Here is a 16,084-nt window from a genome sequence, read left to right as displayed (position 1 = left end):
TGGTCCTTCCCGTTAATCCAAAGCAATAGCGTTTTCTGGCTTTTCAAATGGGTTATCTGGATTAATGTGATCGTAAAACATGATACCGTTTAGGTGATCAATTTCATGTTGTATTACGATGGAGGCGTATCCTTTCAAACGCAATTTAAGTTCTTCGCCTTCTATATTTGTTCCCTTAACCGTAATCCGAGCATAACGAGGCACATACCCAGGTACTTCTCGATCAACGGATAAACAACCCTCTCCAGATGTAAGATATGCTTTTTCAACAGAGTGGCTTACAATACGGGGATTAAATAAACCGTGACTGATTTTTTCGTCTAAGTCATCAAAGTGAACAGCAATCATTCGCTTTGAAATGCCAATTTGAGGTGCTGCTAGCCCCACCCCTGGTCTTAGTTCGTATTGCTCCGCAATTTCTGGATCCTGACTGTTTTTTAAGTACATCAGCATTTCCTTTAGTGTATCTATTTCTTCACTAGTTGGAGGCAACTCTACTTTTGTTGCCACCTGTGTTAAGATTGGATTACCTTCTCGAACAATATCATCCATGGTAATCATTCCATCACTCCTCACAACGATCTTTAGTGAGTATTAGTCTAACATATAATCAAAATGTAGTGGTATTATAACGTCCTCTTGATAATCTGTGTAAAAAAGGAACACACCTAATACTAGACATAAATTAAACACCCAAGTCATAAGATAGTTTATGGTAAATGATATGGAAATAACACATATGTGTTCAAGAAAACAAATAAATTCATGGGTCATTCCAGCTAGCTTAGTGATATACTATTAAAGGTAGAAATCCATTCATCAATTGCAACGACATCATTAAAGGAGGAACCACCGTGTTATTCAAAAAGCTTTTCACGATCATCTTTTTCGTGTTACTACTTAGCGCTTGTAACGACACTTCAACTGCAGAAAAAATGTACAACCACTTAGAGGAAACGGTAGCTTTAGAAAAAGATTTCCAGGAACAACAAGAGCCTTTAGTCCAACTTGAGGAGCAGGAAAAAGAATTGTACACACAAATTATTTCCCTTGGGATAGAAGAGCTTGAGCGAGTGAAAAAGTTATCCAAAAAGGCACTCAATAGCATCGACAACAGGGAAGACAGGATGAAAATAGAGAAAGAAAGTATTATAGCTGCTCAAAAGGAATTTGAAAAAATAGAGCCTCTAATTGAAGAACTAGAAAGTGAAAAAGCAAAAGAGGAAGCAAACACGTTGTATAAAATAATGAGTGAAAGGTATGAGGCCTATTTCAAGTTGAACAAGGCGTACATAGATTCTCTTTCACTCGACAGAACATTGTATGAATTACTTCAAAAAGAAGATTTAACAGAGAAGGAATTAAGCGAGCAAATAGACAAAATTAATAAAAGCTATGGAAATGTCATTTCCGCTAACCAAACATTTAATGAGAAAACAAAAGCGTATAACAAATTGAAGGAAGAATTTTATCAGTTAGTTGAATTAGATGTTCAATACAAAGGTGAAAGTGGCGATGTAAATCAAAAAGACTAGTGCATGTACTGGATTTGACCTTAGTAATTTTATGAACAAATCTTAATTGAACGTTGGAGTCGGCCTCTATAAAAATAGGGGTCTTATTTGTTTTTACCGCGATTATAACAAGACGCATCTTGCAAACGCTTCCTTTTTGCTGTGACAGACTAATACAGAATAAGCTTATATGTGAAACACGATTGTAACAGATGGTTGACCCAAACGATCTTATTAAAAAGTACGAGAACTACAAAATGAAATAAACAATAGGTAAAGTGTTTGACCTTTTCCATTCATTTAAGCTAAACTAAAAACAGGAAATTAATTGTACCATTATTTTTTTGCTTACATATATAACAGTTTTCTCGCTAATGAGATACAATGATTAGTAGAAGACAAAAAAGGGTACAGATTAGCAAAAAAGGTACAGATTTTTTCATCTTTTGGGAAAGCTAGAAGAGGATAAATAAAACTGGATTAGAAAGGAAGAGGTGAATTATTTTGAAACGTACCATTGAAAATGTAGAAAGCCAATTTGAAATGTTTCAAATTATAAACGAAGATGGCGAAATAGTTAACCAAGAAGCCATGCCAAATTTGTCGGATGAAGAATTGAAAGAACTTATGCACAGAATGGTTTATACTCGTATTTTGGATCAACGCTCTATTGCATTAAATCGTCAGGGACGATTAGGTTTTTATGCGCCAACAGCAGGACAAGAGGCATCACAATTAGGATCGCAGTTTGCGTTAGAAAAAGACGATTTTATTCTTCCAGGATATCGTGATGTGCCCCAACTAATATGGCACGGATTACCTTTGTATCAAGCGTTTTTGTTTTCTAGAGGACATTTCCATGGAAACCAAATGCCTGAAGGAGTGAATGCATTAAGCCCTCAAATCATTATTGGAGCACAAATAACCCAAGCAGCTGGTGTTGCACTTGGAATGAAAAAACGAGGTAAGAAAGCAGTTGCGATCACATATACAGGTGATGGTGGAACATCTCAAGGCGATTTCTATGAAGGAATGAACTTTGCCGGAGCCTACCAAGCTCCAGCGATTTTTGTTGTGCAAAACAACAGATTTGCGATCTCTGTTCCTGTAGAAAAACAAACCGCAGCTCAAACACTGGCCCAAAAAGCAGTTGCTGCAGGTATTGAGGGCATTCAAGTAGATGGTATGGACGTACTTGCAGTGTACGCAGCAACAAAAGATGCTCGTGAGCGTGGAATTAATGGTGAAGGCCCTACATTAATCGAAACGTTAACCTATCGTTATGGCCCACACACAATGGCTGGAGATGATCCAACCCGTTATCGTACGGACGATTTAGATAATGAATGGGAGAAAAAGGATCCTCTCGTTCGTTTCCGCAAATTCCTAGAAGGTAAGGGATTGTGGTCAGAAGACGAAGAAAATAAAGTGATTGACCAAGCGAAAGAGGAAATTAAAGCTGCGATTAAAAAAGCGGACGAACAGCCTAAGCAAAAAGTAACCGATTTAATTTCTTATATGTATGAAGAACTTCCATCTAACTTGAAAGAACAAATGGAAGAGTACAAAGAAAAGGAGTCGAAGTAGATCATGGCACAAATGACAATGATTCAAGCAATAACGGATGCACTTCGTACCGAATTAAAAAACGATGAAAATGTGCTTGTATATGGTGAAGATGTTGGCCAAAATGGCGGTGTATTCCGTGCGACGGAAGGCTTGCAAAAAGAATTTGGTGAAGAACGGGTATTTGATACACCACTTGCAGAGTCAGGCATCGGCGGTCTTTCGATTGGCCTTGCGTTACAAGGATATCGCCCTGTGCCAGAAATTCAGTTTTTTGGTTTCGTGTATGAAGCGATGGATGCCATTAATGGGCAGATGGCACGGATGCGTTACCGCTCTGGCGGAACATACTCTCAGCCAGTCACGATCCGTTCTCCTTTTGGCGGAGGTGTTCATACACCCGAATTGCATGCGGATTCCTTGGAAGGATTAATAGCACAACAGCCAGGAATGAAGGTTGTGATTCCGTCTACCCCTTATGACGCAAAAGGACTGTTAATATCTTCGATTCGAGATAACGATCCGGTTTTATTTTTAGAACATATGAAACTATACCGCTCGTTCCGTGGTGAAGTGCCAGAAAAAGAGTATACGATTGAACTTGGCAAGGCAGATGTTAAGCGTGAGGGTAGCGATGTAACCCTTGTAGCTTATGGTGCAATGGTGCATGCATCCCTTAAGGCAGCAGAGGAATTGGAGAAAGACGGCATTCAGGCAGAGGTGATCGATTTGCGAACTGTTATGCCATTTGATATTGACACGATCCTTGAATCAGTTAAAAAGACGAATCGAGTAGTCGTTGTTCAAGAGGCACAACGACAGGCTGGATTGGCAGCACAAATTGTTACGGAAATTCAAGAACGGGCAATTTTACATTTAGAAGCACCTGTGCTACGAGTCGCAGCACCTGATACTGTTTATCCATTTTCTCAAGCTGAAGAAGTATGGCTGCCTAATTATAAAGATATTATAGAAAAAGTAGATAAAGTAATTAACTTTTAGTAAACATAAGACGGGAGGTAATTAATAATGGCATATGAATTTAAGCTTCCGGATATCGGTGAAGGTATCCATGAAGGCGAAATCGTTAAATGGTTTGTCAAGCCTGGAGACGAAGTGAAAGAAGACGATGTTTTATGTGAAGTACAGAACGATAAAGCTGTTGTCGAAATCCCTTCCCCAGTGGAGGGTAAAGTAATGGAGCTGCACGTTGAAGAGGGGACAGTTGCGATCGTAGGAGACACAATTATTTCTTTTGATGCAGAAGGTTATGAATCTGATGCCGCAGAATCTAAAGAAGAAACAAAAAAAGAAGAACCTGCTGTTAAAGAAGAAGAATCGAAACAAGAAGAAAAAGAGGAAAAAGAAGCACCAGCTGCCAAATCAAACGAACAAGCAGATGCACAGGATCAAAATAAACGTGTAATTGCGATGCCATCTGTTCGTAAATTTGCTAGAGACAAAGGTGTCGATATCCGCGCAGTGCAAGGATCAGGCAAAAATGGACGTATCCTTAAAGAAGACGTCTCACAACATTTAGATGGTGGACAAGAAAAAACGGAGCCAACAGAAGCTAATACAGATGCTCAAACAGCTGAACAGCCAAAAGAAGCAAAACAGTCGGTACCAGAGGGACAATATCCAGAAACACGCGAAAAAATGAGTGGAATTAGGAAGACGATTGCAAAAGCGATGGTTAATTCTAAAACAAAAGCTCCACACGTAACATTACATGATGATGTGGATGTTACAGAACTTGTAGCACACCGCAAAAAATTCAAGCCGATTGCTGCTGAAAAAGACATTAAGCTGACGTATTTACCGTATGTTGTAAAAGCGCTCGTATCAGCATTAAAAAATTATCCGATATTAAATGCAGCTATTGATGATGAAACAGACGAAATCATCCATAAGCATTACTACAATATCGGAATTGCTGCCGACACGGACAAAGGTCTATTAGTACCTGTTGTTAAAAATGCAGATAAAAAGTCTATTTTTGATATTTCCCAAGAAATAAATGAATTGGCAGTCAAGGCAAGAGATGGTAAACTAGGATCTGGAGAAATGAAAGGTGCATCAAGCACGATATCTAATATTGGTTCAGCTGGTGGACAATGGTTTACGCCTGTTTTAAATTACCCTGAAGCATCGATTTTGGGTATTGGAAGAATTGGCGAGAAACCAGTCGTTCGTAACGGTGAAATTGTTGTCGCTCCAGTGTTATCTCTATCCTTAAGCTTTGATCATCGCATTGTTGATGGTGCAACGGCACAACTGGCGTTAAACCAGATCAAGCGATTGTTGAACGACCCACAATTAATTATGATGGAGGCGTAGATTATGGTAGTAGGAGATTTTCCGATTGAACTAGACACTCTTGTTGTTGGAGCTGGGCCTGGTGGCTATGTAGCCGCTATTCGAGCAGCACAATTAGGTCAAAAGGTGACAATTGTAGATAAAGGAGATTTAGGCGGCGTTTGCTTAAACGTTGGGTGTATCCCTTCTAAGGCTTTAATTCAAGCAGGACATCGTGTGGAATATGCTCACGGCTCTGAAGATATGGGAATTAAGTCAGAAAAAGTCGATGTTGATTTTTCGAAAGTCCAAGAATGGAAAGGTAGTGTTGTAAACAAACTTACTACTGGCGTTGAAGGGCTTTTAAAAGGAAACAAAGCCGACATTATAAAAGGCGAGGTTTACTTTGTTGACAAAAATACTGTTCGTGTAATGGATGACAAAAATTCACAAACATATACGTTTAACAATTGTATAATCGCGACAGGGTCATCACCAATTGAAATTCCTGGATTTAAATATTCAAAACGTGTATTGGATTCAACAGGTGCACTTAATTTAAACGAGATACCAGAAAAGCTAGTTGTCATTGGTGGCGGTTATATTGGTACAGAATTAGGTATGGCATATGCGAATTTTGGAACAAAAGTAACTGTTCTGGAAGGTACAAAAGAAATTCTAGGTACATTTGAAAAGCAAATGTCTTCGCTTGTTAAACGTCGTATGAAGAAAAAGAATATGGATGTTATCACGGAAGCAATGGCAAAAGGGGTAGAAGAGACGGATTCTGGTGTGACAGTTACCTATGAAGCCAAAGGCAAAGAAGAAAAAATCGATGCGGATTACGTCCTCGTTACGGTTGGTCGACGTCCAAATACTGCTGAAATTGGTCTTGAACAAGTTGGAATTGACTTAACAGAACGTGGTCTAGTTAAAATTGACAAACAATGCAGAACAAATATCGACAACATTTTTGCGATTGGCGATATTGTTGAAGGGCCACCATTAGCACACAAAGCATCCTATGAAGGAAAAATTGCTGCAGAAGTAATTAGTGGTGAAAAATCAGAGATTGATTACAACGGCATCCCTGAGGTTGTATTCTCTGAGCCTGAATTAGCATCTGTAGGGTACAAAGAACAAGATGCAAAGGATGCAGGTTACGAGGTAACAACAGCTAAGTTTCCATTTGCTGCAAACGGCCGTGCATTATCGTTGAATGATAGTGATGGGTTCTTAAAACTTGTTACGAGAAAAAATGATGGTTTAGTTATTGGAGCTCAAGTTGCTGGACCAAATGCAAGTGATATGATTGCAGAACTGGGACTTGCAATTGAGGCAGGAATGACTGCAGAAGACTTAGCACTTACGATCCATGCTCACCCAACTCTTGGTGAGATTACGATGGAAGCTGCTGAGGTTGCACTTGGTTCTCCAATCCATATTATAAAGTAAATTAAAAGTGGCAAAAGGTGACTTCATTTTCATGAAGTCACCTTTTAAATTCGATAAATGTAAGTGTTCCTACTTTTATTTCGGAATTTTTAGGTTCATTTTTTTTGCTTCTTCTTTAAATGATTTCAGTAGAGAGAAAACGATTAAAATCATGATAATGGTAAATGGAAATGCTGCTATAATAGATGCTGTTTGTAATGCAGTAAGGCCTCCCTGCCAAAGAAGGATGGCTGCTGCGGCCGATTGAATGATACCCCAGACAAATTTCACTTTGTTACTAGGGTTCAGGCTTCCACCAGTCGTTTGCATGCCGAGAACAAATGTTGCCGAATCAGCTGAAGTGATGAAAAATGTACTAATAAGTAATATAGCGAGCAGTGACATAAAAGTTCCTAGTGGAAACTGCTCTAATACTACAAATAAAGCAACCTCATTACCAAAGTTTGGATCGTTTATATATTGAATGATATTTGCTCCGTCAAAATATTCTAGGTAAATCCCAGATCCACCAAAAATGGAAAACCACAGTGCACCAAAGATCGTTGGAACTAACAAAACGCCTAAAACAAATTCCCGAATCGTTCTGCCCTTTGAAACACGGGCAATAAACATTCCGACGAAGGGTGCCCAAGCAATCCACCAAGCCCAATAAAAGATCGTCCACCCTTGAATCCAGTTATTTCCACTATCGAAAGGGGTTAATCGAAAGCTCATGCCAGGAATGTTCTGCAGATAGCTCCCAAACGTTGTTGTGAACAGATCCATAATAAAATTAGTTGGACCTGTAAATAAGAGAAATAACATGAGTAAAATAGCAAGCACAATATTTGTGTTACTTAAATATTTTATTCCTTTATTCAATCCTGTCATGGCTGATAGTAAAAACAATACGGTTACAATCAAGATAATGGTCAATTGTAAGGCAAATGTTTTTTCGAGCCCGTCAAATAAATAGGATAACCCACCACTTATTTGTATGGCACCGAAACCAAGTGATGTAGCAACACCAAAAATGGTTGCAAAAACTGCTATGAAATCTACTAAAGTTCCCCAACCACCTTTAATTTTGTCACCAAACAAAGGCTCTAAAATAGCACTTACTAATCCAGGAGCCCCTTTTCGGAATTTAAAATAAGCAAGGGCTAAAGCGATAACGGAATAAATGGCCCAAGGGTGTAATCCCCAATGGAAAAAGCTATATCGCAAAGCAACTCTGGCCGCATTATCTGTTTCTGCTTCGCCAAAAGGAGGATTATGAAAATGTGACAGTGGCTCTGCTGCTCCCCAAAAAACTAAGCCAATTCCCATTCCTGCACTGAAAAGCATAGCAAACCACGTAATGTAGGAATAGTCCGGTTGATCATCTGGTTTCCCTAATTTTATGTTCCCGTATTTCGAAAAAATAAGAAACAAAGCAAAGACTAAAAAGCCAGTTGCCGATAGTAAATAAAACCATCCAAATTTCTCGACGATAAATTCTTGGATGGAATTTGTGATAATCGACATATTTGCATTCGGAAGGGTCTCTTTTGGAATAATCCCCCATATGATAAATAAGATTGAAATAACTACAGAAATATAAAAAACCTTTGTTACATTTTTCATATCATTCATCCTTTCTTACGTTCATTTCTAAATGTTGTTTTTAATATAACCGTACACTCTAAAATGATACTTCTCAAACAGACTGGAAACAAGAAACAGGGTATCCTATAAAAGCAATGAGTGCAAATCATTCAATCTTAGAGGTTGTTCAACAACACACATAAACTTTTCCCAAATAAAAATAAAATAAACAAAAATTGTTTCTAAAAAACGGAGTCGAAATTATGTATAATAATAAAGATAGAGAAAACATCAAGGGGGAAACAGAATGGGAAAGAGAGCGATCATTACTTTATTTGGGTTTTTGTTCATATTGTCTGGATGTCAAACGGTTCAATCGATATCCGAGAAGGAAATACAGAAAGATGATGTTTTTTCTACAGATGTGGACAAGGACAAACAGGAAAAAGAGGAGCAGGATGTGGTGAAAGAAGATGCGGAGCAAGATAATAAAAAAGATAGAGATACCACGGTAGACTCTCCTGTCAAGAAAGAAGATGTGGAACCAAAGTATAGAGTATCGGACAACTGGAGTCTACAGCCTTTGTTGGAAGAAAGTAATGAAAAAATTGTTTTACTGACGATTGATGATGGTCCAGACAAATATTCTCTTGAAATGGCTAAAACGTTAAAATCATTGAATGCTGAGGCGATCTTTTTTGTCAATGGACAGTTCTTAACGACTGATAAGGGAAAGGAAGCGTTAAGAAAAATCGCTGAAATGGGTTTTGAAATAGGGAACCACACATACAGTCATAAAGCATTGTGGTGGAAAGAGGATGGACAAAGAGTGGAAATGCCGGAAGAAGAACAAAAAGAAGAGATCGTCCGTGTAAATGAAATGGTTGCTGAAATCACAGGAGAAAAACCTAAGTATTTTAGAGCCCCGTTTGGTAAAAATACTGATTTTTCGGCATCATTCGTTAAAAAACAAGGTATGATATTAATGAATTGGACATATGGTTATGATTGGAATAAAGAATACATGAATGAAACAGCTATAGCAGACATTATGGTGAATACAAAATTGTTAAGTAACGGTGCTAACTTGCTAATGCATGACAGGGAATGGACAGCAAATGCGCTAGAAGAAATTGTCGTGGGGCTACGTGAAAAAGAATTTGAGATTGCTGATCCTTCTTTAATCCAAATGCCTTGATTTGGCAAAAATTCTCGTCGGAAGGATTTTTGGAATGTTCTTTTTTGACAATAGTATGACACAAATAAAATATTTGTGTCATACTATTGAATTTTGTGGTCACACCTTTTATAATATGTATATAGGAAGCGATTACAAAAAAGGGAGTTGGACAATATGGGAACAATTGTCTGTCAGGAATGCCAAAGCATTATCGAACACTTTGACGATGAAAAGGTTACAACTCTTTACAGTAAATGCTCTAATTGCGACGAGAAAGACGAAAGATAGTTTCCGCCACAAGTTTAAATAAGGTGGCGAAACATTACACATAACTAGGAAAACGAGTGTGAGCCATAACGGTTCTTACACTCGTTTTTTTCTTTAATGAAATGAGCAAAATGATCGACTAGGATGACAGGTTCATTTAAATTAGCAATTATCTTGAAGTTAAGTTTTTGACATTTGTGGCTTGTTTGTTGTGAATTATTTCTAAAAACAGAATTCCTAGATGAAACAATGGATTTCTCTTTATTTAAATGCACGATGTTCTTTAATTACTCGAATGGTTTGTAATGATTCATCTTCTAAACCTTGTACAGGTAGACCTGCATTTAAATTTTCATTAATATAACGGATATTATCTTTTGAAATGATTTCTCCAGGTATAAAAACAGGAATTCCAGGCGGGTAAATCATAATAGATTCCGCACTAATTCTGCCTGATGCATCCTGAAATTGGATTGTTTCGGATTCGGAATAGAAGGCTTCTCTTGGTGAAAGCGCCAATAGCGGAATATCTGGAACTCTAACTGTAATGCCCTTTTCATTATTGGTGAATGCTGTTTCATCCGAAAGCTTTTGAAGGGCTTCAGTTAAAAGTGTAACCTCTGTTTGTGTATCTCCTGGAGTAATAATACACAAAATGTTGTACAAGTCTGAAAGTTCCACTTCTATTGAACAATGTTCACGTAACCAAACCTCGACATCGTATCCAGTTAAACCTAAATTTTTCACGGATATGATTAATTTTGTTGGATCATAAGCATATATAGCCTCACTACCAATTATTTCTTCTCCAACACAATAAAGCCCAGGGATTTGGTTAATTACCTCTCGTGCTGACTGAGCCAGTTTGATTGTCTCATTAATAAGGCTTTTTCCCATTGTGGCAAGGTGCTTTCTTGCCGCGTCTAACGATGCAAGGAGGATGTAGGAAGTAGACGTAGTTGTTAACATAGAAAGTACACTTTGCACTCTTTCATGAGAGACAAGGCCTTCCTTTAAATTTAAAATAGAACTTTGTGTAAGGGATCCACCTAATTTATGGACACTTGTAGCTGCTAAATCTGCACCTGCATCCATTGCCGAAATTGGTAACTGTTCATGGAAATGAATATGAACACCATGTGCTTCATCGACCAAAACTGGGGTATCCCACTCATGTGCGATATCCACTATCTTCTTAAGATCAGCTGCGATGCCAAAATATGTTGGGTTTATGACCAATACAGCCTTTGCATCAGGGTGTGCCTGTAATGCTTTGCTCACAGCTTTAGGTGTAATCCCATGGGAAATTCCTAGAGACTTGTCTAGTTCTGGGTGAATAAATATAGGTGTAGCACCAGAAAAAATAATAGCTGTTGTGACAGACTTGTGGATATTTCTTGGCACAATTATTTTATCCCCTGGTCCGCAAACGCTGAGTACCATTGTCATAATTGCCCCGCTCGTCCCTTGTACAGAAAAAAAAGTATGATCTGCTCCAAATGCTTGGGCAGCCAACTCTTGTGCTTCTTTAATCATACCTTGTGGGTGATGCAAATCATCTAATGGTTCAATATTAATTAAGTCAATGGCCAACGCGTTTTCTCCAATAAAGGATCGAAATGCTGGATCCATTCCAGCACCTTTTTTGTGTCCGGGTATGTGAAATTGCACCGGATTTTTTTGGGTGTGATTAAGTAGTCCTGTAAATAATGGTGTGTTTAATTGTGACAACATAATATACCTGCACCTCTTCATATAATTAAGCATTCGTATCAAATGGTAAAGCAAAAGCATTATAGCAAATTAGTGAGTTAATGACTAGTCTTAGCATCTATTTCTCCAATCATGTTAAACTTAATGAGGATGTTCAACTCACTTATAAAATAAAGGGAGGGATTATTTTACATGAAATGGAATACACGAGTAACAGAATTGCTAGGTATTACTTATCCGATCATTCAAGGAGGTCTTGCACATTTAGCATATGCAGAGTTAGCGGCAGCAGTATCTAAGGCAGGTGGGCTGGGACAAATAACAGCGATGAGTTTAGACGACCCCAATGAATTACGAGATGAAATCAGGCGTCTGCGGTTAATGACAGATAAACCATTTGGGGTGAATTTTGCGATAGGTCAACACGGTCGCCCCTTTGAAGAAATGGTGGAGGTAGCAATCGATGAACAAGTACCTGTTATCTCTGTTACAGGTGGGAATCCAAAACCTGTACTAGAAATGGTGGAGGGACACAATATAAAGAAATTAGTGCTCGTTGCAGCAAGACGTCAAGCAGAAAAGGCAGAAGAGCTTGGGGCTGATGCTGTCATGGTAGTCGGAAATGAGGGTGGAGGTCATCTAGGTAGAGACGATATTGGTACATTTGTCCTAACACCTAAAGTGGTTGATTCGGTTTCCATTCCTGTTATTGCCTCTGGCGGAATTGGTGATGGTCGAGGATTGATTGCGGCTCTTTCTCTTGGTGCGGAAGGGATTGAAATGGGAACACGTTTTATCGCAACAAAGGAATGTATACACGCACATCCTGTTTATAAAGATGCTCTGATTCACGCAGATGAAAAGGACACGGTTGTTATTAAAAAATCAATCGGAGCACCTGCAAGAGCTCTGCGAAACGACTGGACAGAGAATATTGTGCGTTTAGAAGAGGGACAGCCAGGTTTTGAAGTATTGAAATCATATATTAGCGGTACCGCTAACAAAAGGTATGCTATAGATGGGCAGGAATTAGAAGGATTTGGCTGGGCAGGGCAAATAACTGGACAAATAGAGGATATCCCATCTGTTGATGAACTTTTTTCTAGAATCATAACAAAGGCAGAAGAGATCAGGATGCAATGGGCAACATAAGTGTTTAAAAGGCTTCAGCAACAACTTAGAAAGGATTGAACATATGGAATATAGTTATCCGCTAGATGAATCATGGTCAAAACAAGAAATGATTGATGTAGTAAATTTTTTCTCGCTTGTAGAGCAAGCGTATGAGCAAGGAGTGAAGCGAGAGGATCTAATGATAACCTATACTAGGTTTAAACAAATCGTCCCTTCTAAAAGCGAAGAAAAACAATTGTTTGCGAAATTTGAAAAAGACTCTGGGTATTCTAGCTACCATACGATTCAAAAAGCAAAGGAATCACAAGAAGGCAAGAAAATAAACATGAAAACAGCTTGAGAGTGCTCTTAAGCTGTTTTCTGTTAGTGCGTGTTTTTGGAAAAAGTTAATCCGTTGAAATCTGATACAACGGGATCATTGTATCAAACGTCTTCTTTACTTCTGTAATGAATGCTTTTCCATCTTGAATGATCGGATCCGTCTTTTGAAAGTGTCGCCCAATTAAAAATTCTGCCTTTTTTACATCACGAAAACGTTCAAGATGTTCGGTCTGTAAATCGGAAATTGGAAAAGCATCTTTTTTTGTATGGTCTAAAGAAATGACGAAATTGGCAGGCAATGCTTTTAAGTCCTGATAATGATCCAACAATTTTTTTGCTATTTCTGTCTTCATTGGAAGCTCATAAATCAATGCAAACCAAACGAAAACGTGATCATCAAATAGACCAATTTGGAAGTGGGGATGTTTTTTGTATCCACGTTTATTTGCCGCGACCGCTAACCAAGTATCCTTTGGGGGGTTAACAGATCTTCTAGCATGTTTAGCAATATGTAAAAACATATCTAACTCTAAGGCGTTGCTGAGGTAAGTGGTTACGTCATCCCCAATCAATTTAAATTTTGGTTGTATATAGTTTTGGATGGCCTCCATTCTCTCGTCAAGTCCTTCAATAGAAAATATTTCAAAATCCTGTTCAGAAAATCCAATAAATGTTGACAATAGCCGCTCTCCTTTCACGATAATTCTTGATAACAGTTTACCACATATTTCTACAAAAAATAATGATTAAGTATGACTGATGCAAATTTAGGTCTGCATATTAGAGGATGAAATGACACAAAAATGGTTTCGGATTATATAATAGTAGTAGATAGCAGTATGAAAAGGAGCGTGAAAAGGCTTGAAGCATGTGATGGAAGTTTTTAAACGGATAGAAGCAAAAGAGCAACTTCCAGTTATTCGAATGGAAATTGACTATGAATTGGTTACATTGCATGATGCCATGGTAGAAGGGGATAGAGAGCAGGTACGAAAAACAAAGGAACGGTTAGAAAAGCTTCGACAGGAATTAAATCGATTGCTAAATTGAAGCGGGCAAGTCGCTCGTTTTTTTTTGATTTTAAAAAAGTCTTATCACCAGATCCTGTTTGCAAAACTCATAGTAATTTTAAAATTGTGACCAACAATAAGGAGTGTTAATTGTGCATGTGTCAATATTATTTGGTAAGATGAATAGAAACATGTAGGATGGAGGACAAGTTGCAAATGGATGAAACGAATCGACAGCAATTGTATGACCACGCTAAAAAATGGGTATTAGAGGCTGGTTACCACATAAAAGATAGGATTGATGATCCTTTATCGATCGACACAAAAGAAAACCCAAATGATCTGGTTACAGAAATGGATCGACACACAGAAAAAGTAATAGCAGAAAAAATAGCTACCACCTATCCAGATCATAAACTGTTAAGTGAAGAAGGATTTGGGCATGATATTTCTGATTTAGCTGGAGTTGTTTGGATTGTCGATCCAATTGATGGGACAATGAATTTTGTGCACCAAAAAAGGAATTTTGCGATATCGGTTGGGATTTTTATAGATGGAGTAGGTGAAATTGGATTAATATATAATGTGATGGAAGATACGCTTTACAATGTTCAGCGAGGAAAAGGAGCCTTCAAAAATGGGGAAAAGCTTCCGAACCTCGAGGACAGAAAACTCGAGGAAGCAATAATAGGTTTAAACAATTTCTGGACAAGCGAAAACCGAAAAGTGGACGAGAAAAAAATGCAAAAATTAGTAAGAAAAGTACGAGGGACACGTTCATATGGCTCTGCAGCACTTGAATTTGCTTTTGTAGCAGAGGGGATTGTCGATGCGTATTTAACGATGAATCTTGCTCCATGGGATATTGCTGCTGGGGTCATCCTTGTGAATGAAGTAGGTGGAATCACTACAACAGCCGATGGAAAAGAATTAGACATGCTCAACAAAAGTACTGTTTTAACATGCAATCCAAGTCTTTATCATCAAATTGTTAATGAATACGTTGATTTAAAGTAAATAGAAGAAAACCCTTGTTTTACAAGGGTTTAATTTACTGTGTTGTTATTTCTTCGTTTTCTAGCGAGTCCAAAGCCCATTAAAACAAATCCTAAGACAACAAAAAATATTGCCAAAATGTAATTACGGTAACCAATTGCAACTCCAACGAGCATATAAGACAAAATAACCAAAAATGCTAATAGTAACATAGGGAATTGTATTTTCTTCACTTTTATAACCACCTTAATTTTATTTCAGTTATTAGTATAACTTATTTTTTTATGAAAGAACACATAGTAAGACTAGCTTCATTCCATTTGATTTAGTATGATGTTAAGGGTAGGGGATTAAGATGTACATAGGGGGAACGTACAATGAGTAATGTCATGCAGATGCCGACAAACCTAAGCCCTTTGACTGATTTTCTTTTTAGGCAGATTGGTTCCGAAATAAATTTGAATAATGATGTGGAAACGGCTATTTTGGTACAGGGAACTTTTATTCTATACTTCACTATCTTTATATTGTCAGCTATAACATATAAACTTGGATTTGCAAGGAAACTACCCATTTTAAAGAATGTCGTTATCTATATTCTCCTTGCCATTGGATCCATTATTTTGACTATTTTAGGATTATATTTGCCAATTGCAGAAAGCCTATCGATAATAGCAATCGTATTAGCTATTTACCGTGTACGACTTCACAGGGAAAGACAAAACAGGGTATCTGACCACCAAAAATAAAATGCAAAAAAGACATTCTCACATTATTAAGAGGATGTCTTTTTTGAATAGTTGGTTTCATTTATAATAAGCAATCAGTCGTTTTCTTTTCGCGATATAATCTGAAGTTGCCTGTTGCATGCCTCTCTTTTGTCTTCTTTTCAATGCGATTATTGCATTTATTACAGAGATACATGTGGATTCGGCGATTTCTGAGTCGTTTCGCTTGTAGAGAGTTCTTTTCAATATTTTCGATCGTATCACAAATCACACATTTTACCCGCATGTTGTCACCTCTCTTTTATCTTTCAGCCTATTGTAACACAAAGTGATAAA

The 16,084-nt window shown here is 37.8% G+C and carries 18 protein-coding genes; 12 read left to right on the top strand and 6 right to left on the bottom strand.

Features of this window, described 5'->3' with window-relative positions:
• Positions 1–12: 12 nt before the first annotated feature.
• On the bottom strand, positions 13–561 hold the full coding sequence (gene def / locus NC797_RS04420; RefSeq protein ID WP_272435502.1) for a peptide deformylase: 549 nt from the start codon (positions 559–561) through the stop codon (positions 13–15).
• 293 nt (positions 562–854) lie between these two features.
• Between def and NC797_RS04415 the strand changes: the two genes are divergently transcribed.
• The 5 genes from NC797_RS04415 (at position 855) to lpdA (ending at position 6,833) form a co-directional block, all read left to right on the top strand.
• Positions 855–1,535 carry a YkyA family protein gene (locus NC797_RS04415; protein ID WP_272435501.1) on the top strand — a complete coding sequence of 227 codons (681 nt, stop codon included), beginning with the start codon at positions 855–857 and terminating at the stop codon, positions 1,533–1,535.
• A gap of 522 nt (positions 1,536–2,057) precedes the next feature.
• Positions 2,058–3,101, top strand: a complete 1,044-nt coding sequence (pdhA, locus tag NC797_RS04410) for a pyruvate dehydrogenase (acetyl-transferring) E1 component subunit alpha (protein ID WP_272435612.1) — start codon at positions 2,058–2,060, stop codon at positions 3,099–3,101.
• Positions 3,102–3,104: 3 nt separating this feature from the next.
• On the top strand, positions 3,105–4,082 hold the full coding sequence (locus tag NC797_RS04405; RefSeq protein WP_272435500.1) for an alpha-ketoacid dehydrogenase subunit beta: 978 nt from the start codon (positions 3,105–3,107) through the stop codon (positions 4,080–4,082).
• A 27-nt stretch (positions 4,083–4,109) separates the two neighbouring features.
• On the top strand, positions 4,110–5,420 hold the full coding sequence (locus NC797_RS04400) for a dihydrolipoamide acetyltransferase family protein (protein ID WP_272435498.1): 1,311 nt from the start codon (positions 4,110–4,112) through the stop codon (positions 5,418–5,420).
• 3 nt (positions 5,421–5,423) lie between these two features.
• Entirely contained in the window at positions 5,424–6,833 is a 1,410-nt protein-coding gene (gene lpdA, locus NC797_RS04395) for a dihydrolipoyl dehydrogenase (protein WP_272435496.1), read from the top strand.
• Positions 6,834–6,908: 75 nt separating this feature from the next.
• On the opposite strand, the gene NC797_RS04390 is transcribed toward lpdA, so the two are convergent.
• Positions 6,909–8,438 carry a glycine betaine uptake BCCT transporter gene (locus NC797_RS04390; RefSeq protein WP_272435495.1) on the bottom strand — a complete coding sequence of 510 codons (1,530 nt, stop codon included), beginning with the start codon at positions 8,436–8,438 and terminating at the stop codon, positions 6,909–6,911.
• A gap of 268 nt (positions 8,439–8,706) precedes the next feature.
• On the opposite strand from NC797_RS04390, the gene NC797_RS04385 reads away from it, so the two are divergent.
• Both NC797_RS04385 and NC797_RS04380 read left to right on the top strand, forming a co-directional pair.
• On the top strand, positions 8,707–9,597 hold the full coding sequence (locus NC797_RS04385) for a polysaccharide deacetylase family protein (protein WP_272435493.1): 891 nt from the start codon (positions 8,707–8,709) through the stop codon (positions 9,595–9,597).
• 156 nt (positions 9,598–9,753) lie between these two features.
• Positions 9,754–9,867 (top strand): GapA-binding peptide SR1P, encoded by a 114-nt coding sequence (locus NC797_RS04380; RefSeq protein WP_272435492.1) that lies wholly within the window; start codon positions 9,754–9,756, stop codon positions 9,865–9,867.
• A 240-nt stretch (positions 9,868–10,107) separates the two neighbouring features.
• Here the strand turns inward: NC797_RS04380 and NC797_RS04375 are convergent, their stop codons facing one another.
• Entirely contained in the window at positions 10,108–11,577 is a 1,470-nt protein-coding gene (locus tag NC797_RS04375; RefSeq protein WP_272435611.1) for an aminotransferase class I/II-fold pyridoxal phosphate-dependent enzyme, read from the bottom strand.
• Between the two features lie 174 nt (positions 11,578–11,751).
• On the opposite strand from NC797_RS04375, the gene NC797_RS04370 reads away from it, so the two are divergent.
• Positions 11,752–12,711 carry an NAD(P)H-dependent flavin oxidoreductase gene (locus NC797_RS04370; protein WP_272435491.1) on the top strand — a complete coding sequence of 320 codons (960 nt, stop codon included), beginning with the start codon at positions 11,752–11,754 and terminating at the stop codon, positions 12,709–12,711.
• Between the two features lie 43 nt (positions 12,712–12,754).
• A complete protein-coding gene (locus NC797_RS04365) occupies positions 12,755–13,033 on the top strand; it encodes a UPF0223 family protein (protein WP_272435490.1) in 279 nt (92 codons plus the stop codon).
• 46 nt (positions 13,034–13,079) lie between these two features.
• On the opposite strand, the gene NC797_RS04360 is transcribed toward NC797_RS04365, so the two are convergent.
• Positions 13,080–13,694, bottom strand: coding sequence for a YktB family protein (locus NC797_RS04360; protein ID WP_272435488.1), 615 nt, complete (start codon positions 13,692–13,694; stop codon positions 13,080–13,082).
• A gap of 190 nt (positions 13,695–13,884) precedes the next feature.
• Here NC797_RS04360 and NC797_RS04355 point away from each other — a divergent pair, with 190 nt between their 5' ends.
• Both NC797_RS04355 and NC797_RS04350 read left to right on the top strand, forming a co-directional pair.
• The gene (locus tag NC797_RS04355) at positions 13,885–14,064 is read left to right on the top strand and encodes a hypothetical protein (RefSeq protein ID WP_417168684.1); all 180 of its coding nucleotides are present in this window, start codon (positions 13,885–13,887) and stop codon (positions 14,062–14,064) included.
• 176 nt (positions 14,065–14,240) lie between these two features.
• A complete protein-coding gene (locus tag NC797_RS04350; protein ID WP_272435486.1) occupies positions 14,241–15,041 on the top strand; it encodes an inositol monophosphatase family protein in 801 nt (266 codons plus the stop codon).
• A gap of 29 nt (positions 15,042–15,070) precedes the next feature.
• Here the strand turns inward: NC797_RS04350 and NC797_RS04345 are convergent, their stop codons facing one another.
• On the bottom strand, positions 15,071–15,253 hold the full coding sequence (locus NC797_RS04345) for a DUF5325 family protein (protein ID WP_272435485.1): 183 nt from the start codon (positions 15,251–15,253) through the stop codon (positions 15,071–15,073).
• A gap of 144 nt (positions 15,254–15,397) precedes the next feature.
• Here NC797_RS04345 and NC797_RS04340 point away from each other — a divergent pair, with 144 nt between their 5' ends.
• Positions 15,398–15,769 (top strand): YlaH-like family protein, encoded by a 372-nt coding sequence (locus tag NC797_RS04340; RefSeq protein WP_272435484.1) that lies wholly within the window; start codon positions 15,398–15,400, stop codon positions 15,767–15,769.
• Positions 15,770–15,830: 61 nt separating this feature from the next.
• Here NC797_RS04340 and NC797_RS04335 read toward each other — a convergent pair whose 3' ends face one another.
• Positions 15,831–16,034: a YlaI family protein gene (locus tag NC797_RS04335; protein ID WP_272435483.1), complete on the bottom strand. Its 204-nt coding sequence runs from the start codon at positions 16,032–16,034 to the stop codon at positions 15,831–15,833.
• Positions 16,035–16,084: the final 50 nt, after the last annotated feature.

It is taken from the genome of Terrihalobacillus insolitus, assembly GCF_028416575.1.
GTDB classification, from domain to species: Bacteria; Bacillota; Bacilli; order Bacillales; family Amphibacillaceae; genus Terrihalobacillus; species Terrihalobacillus insolitus.
Note: the sequence above shows the minus strand (reverse complement) of the source record. Positions and strands in the feature narration are given on the sequence as shown.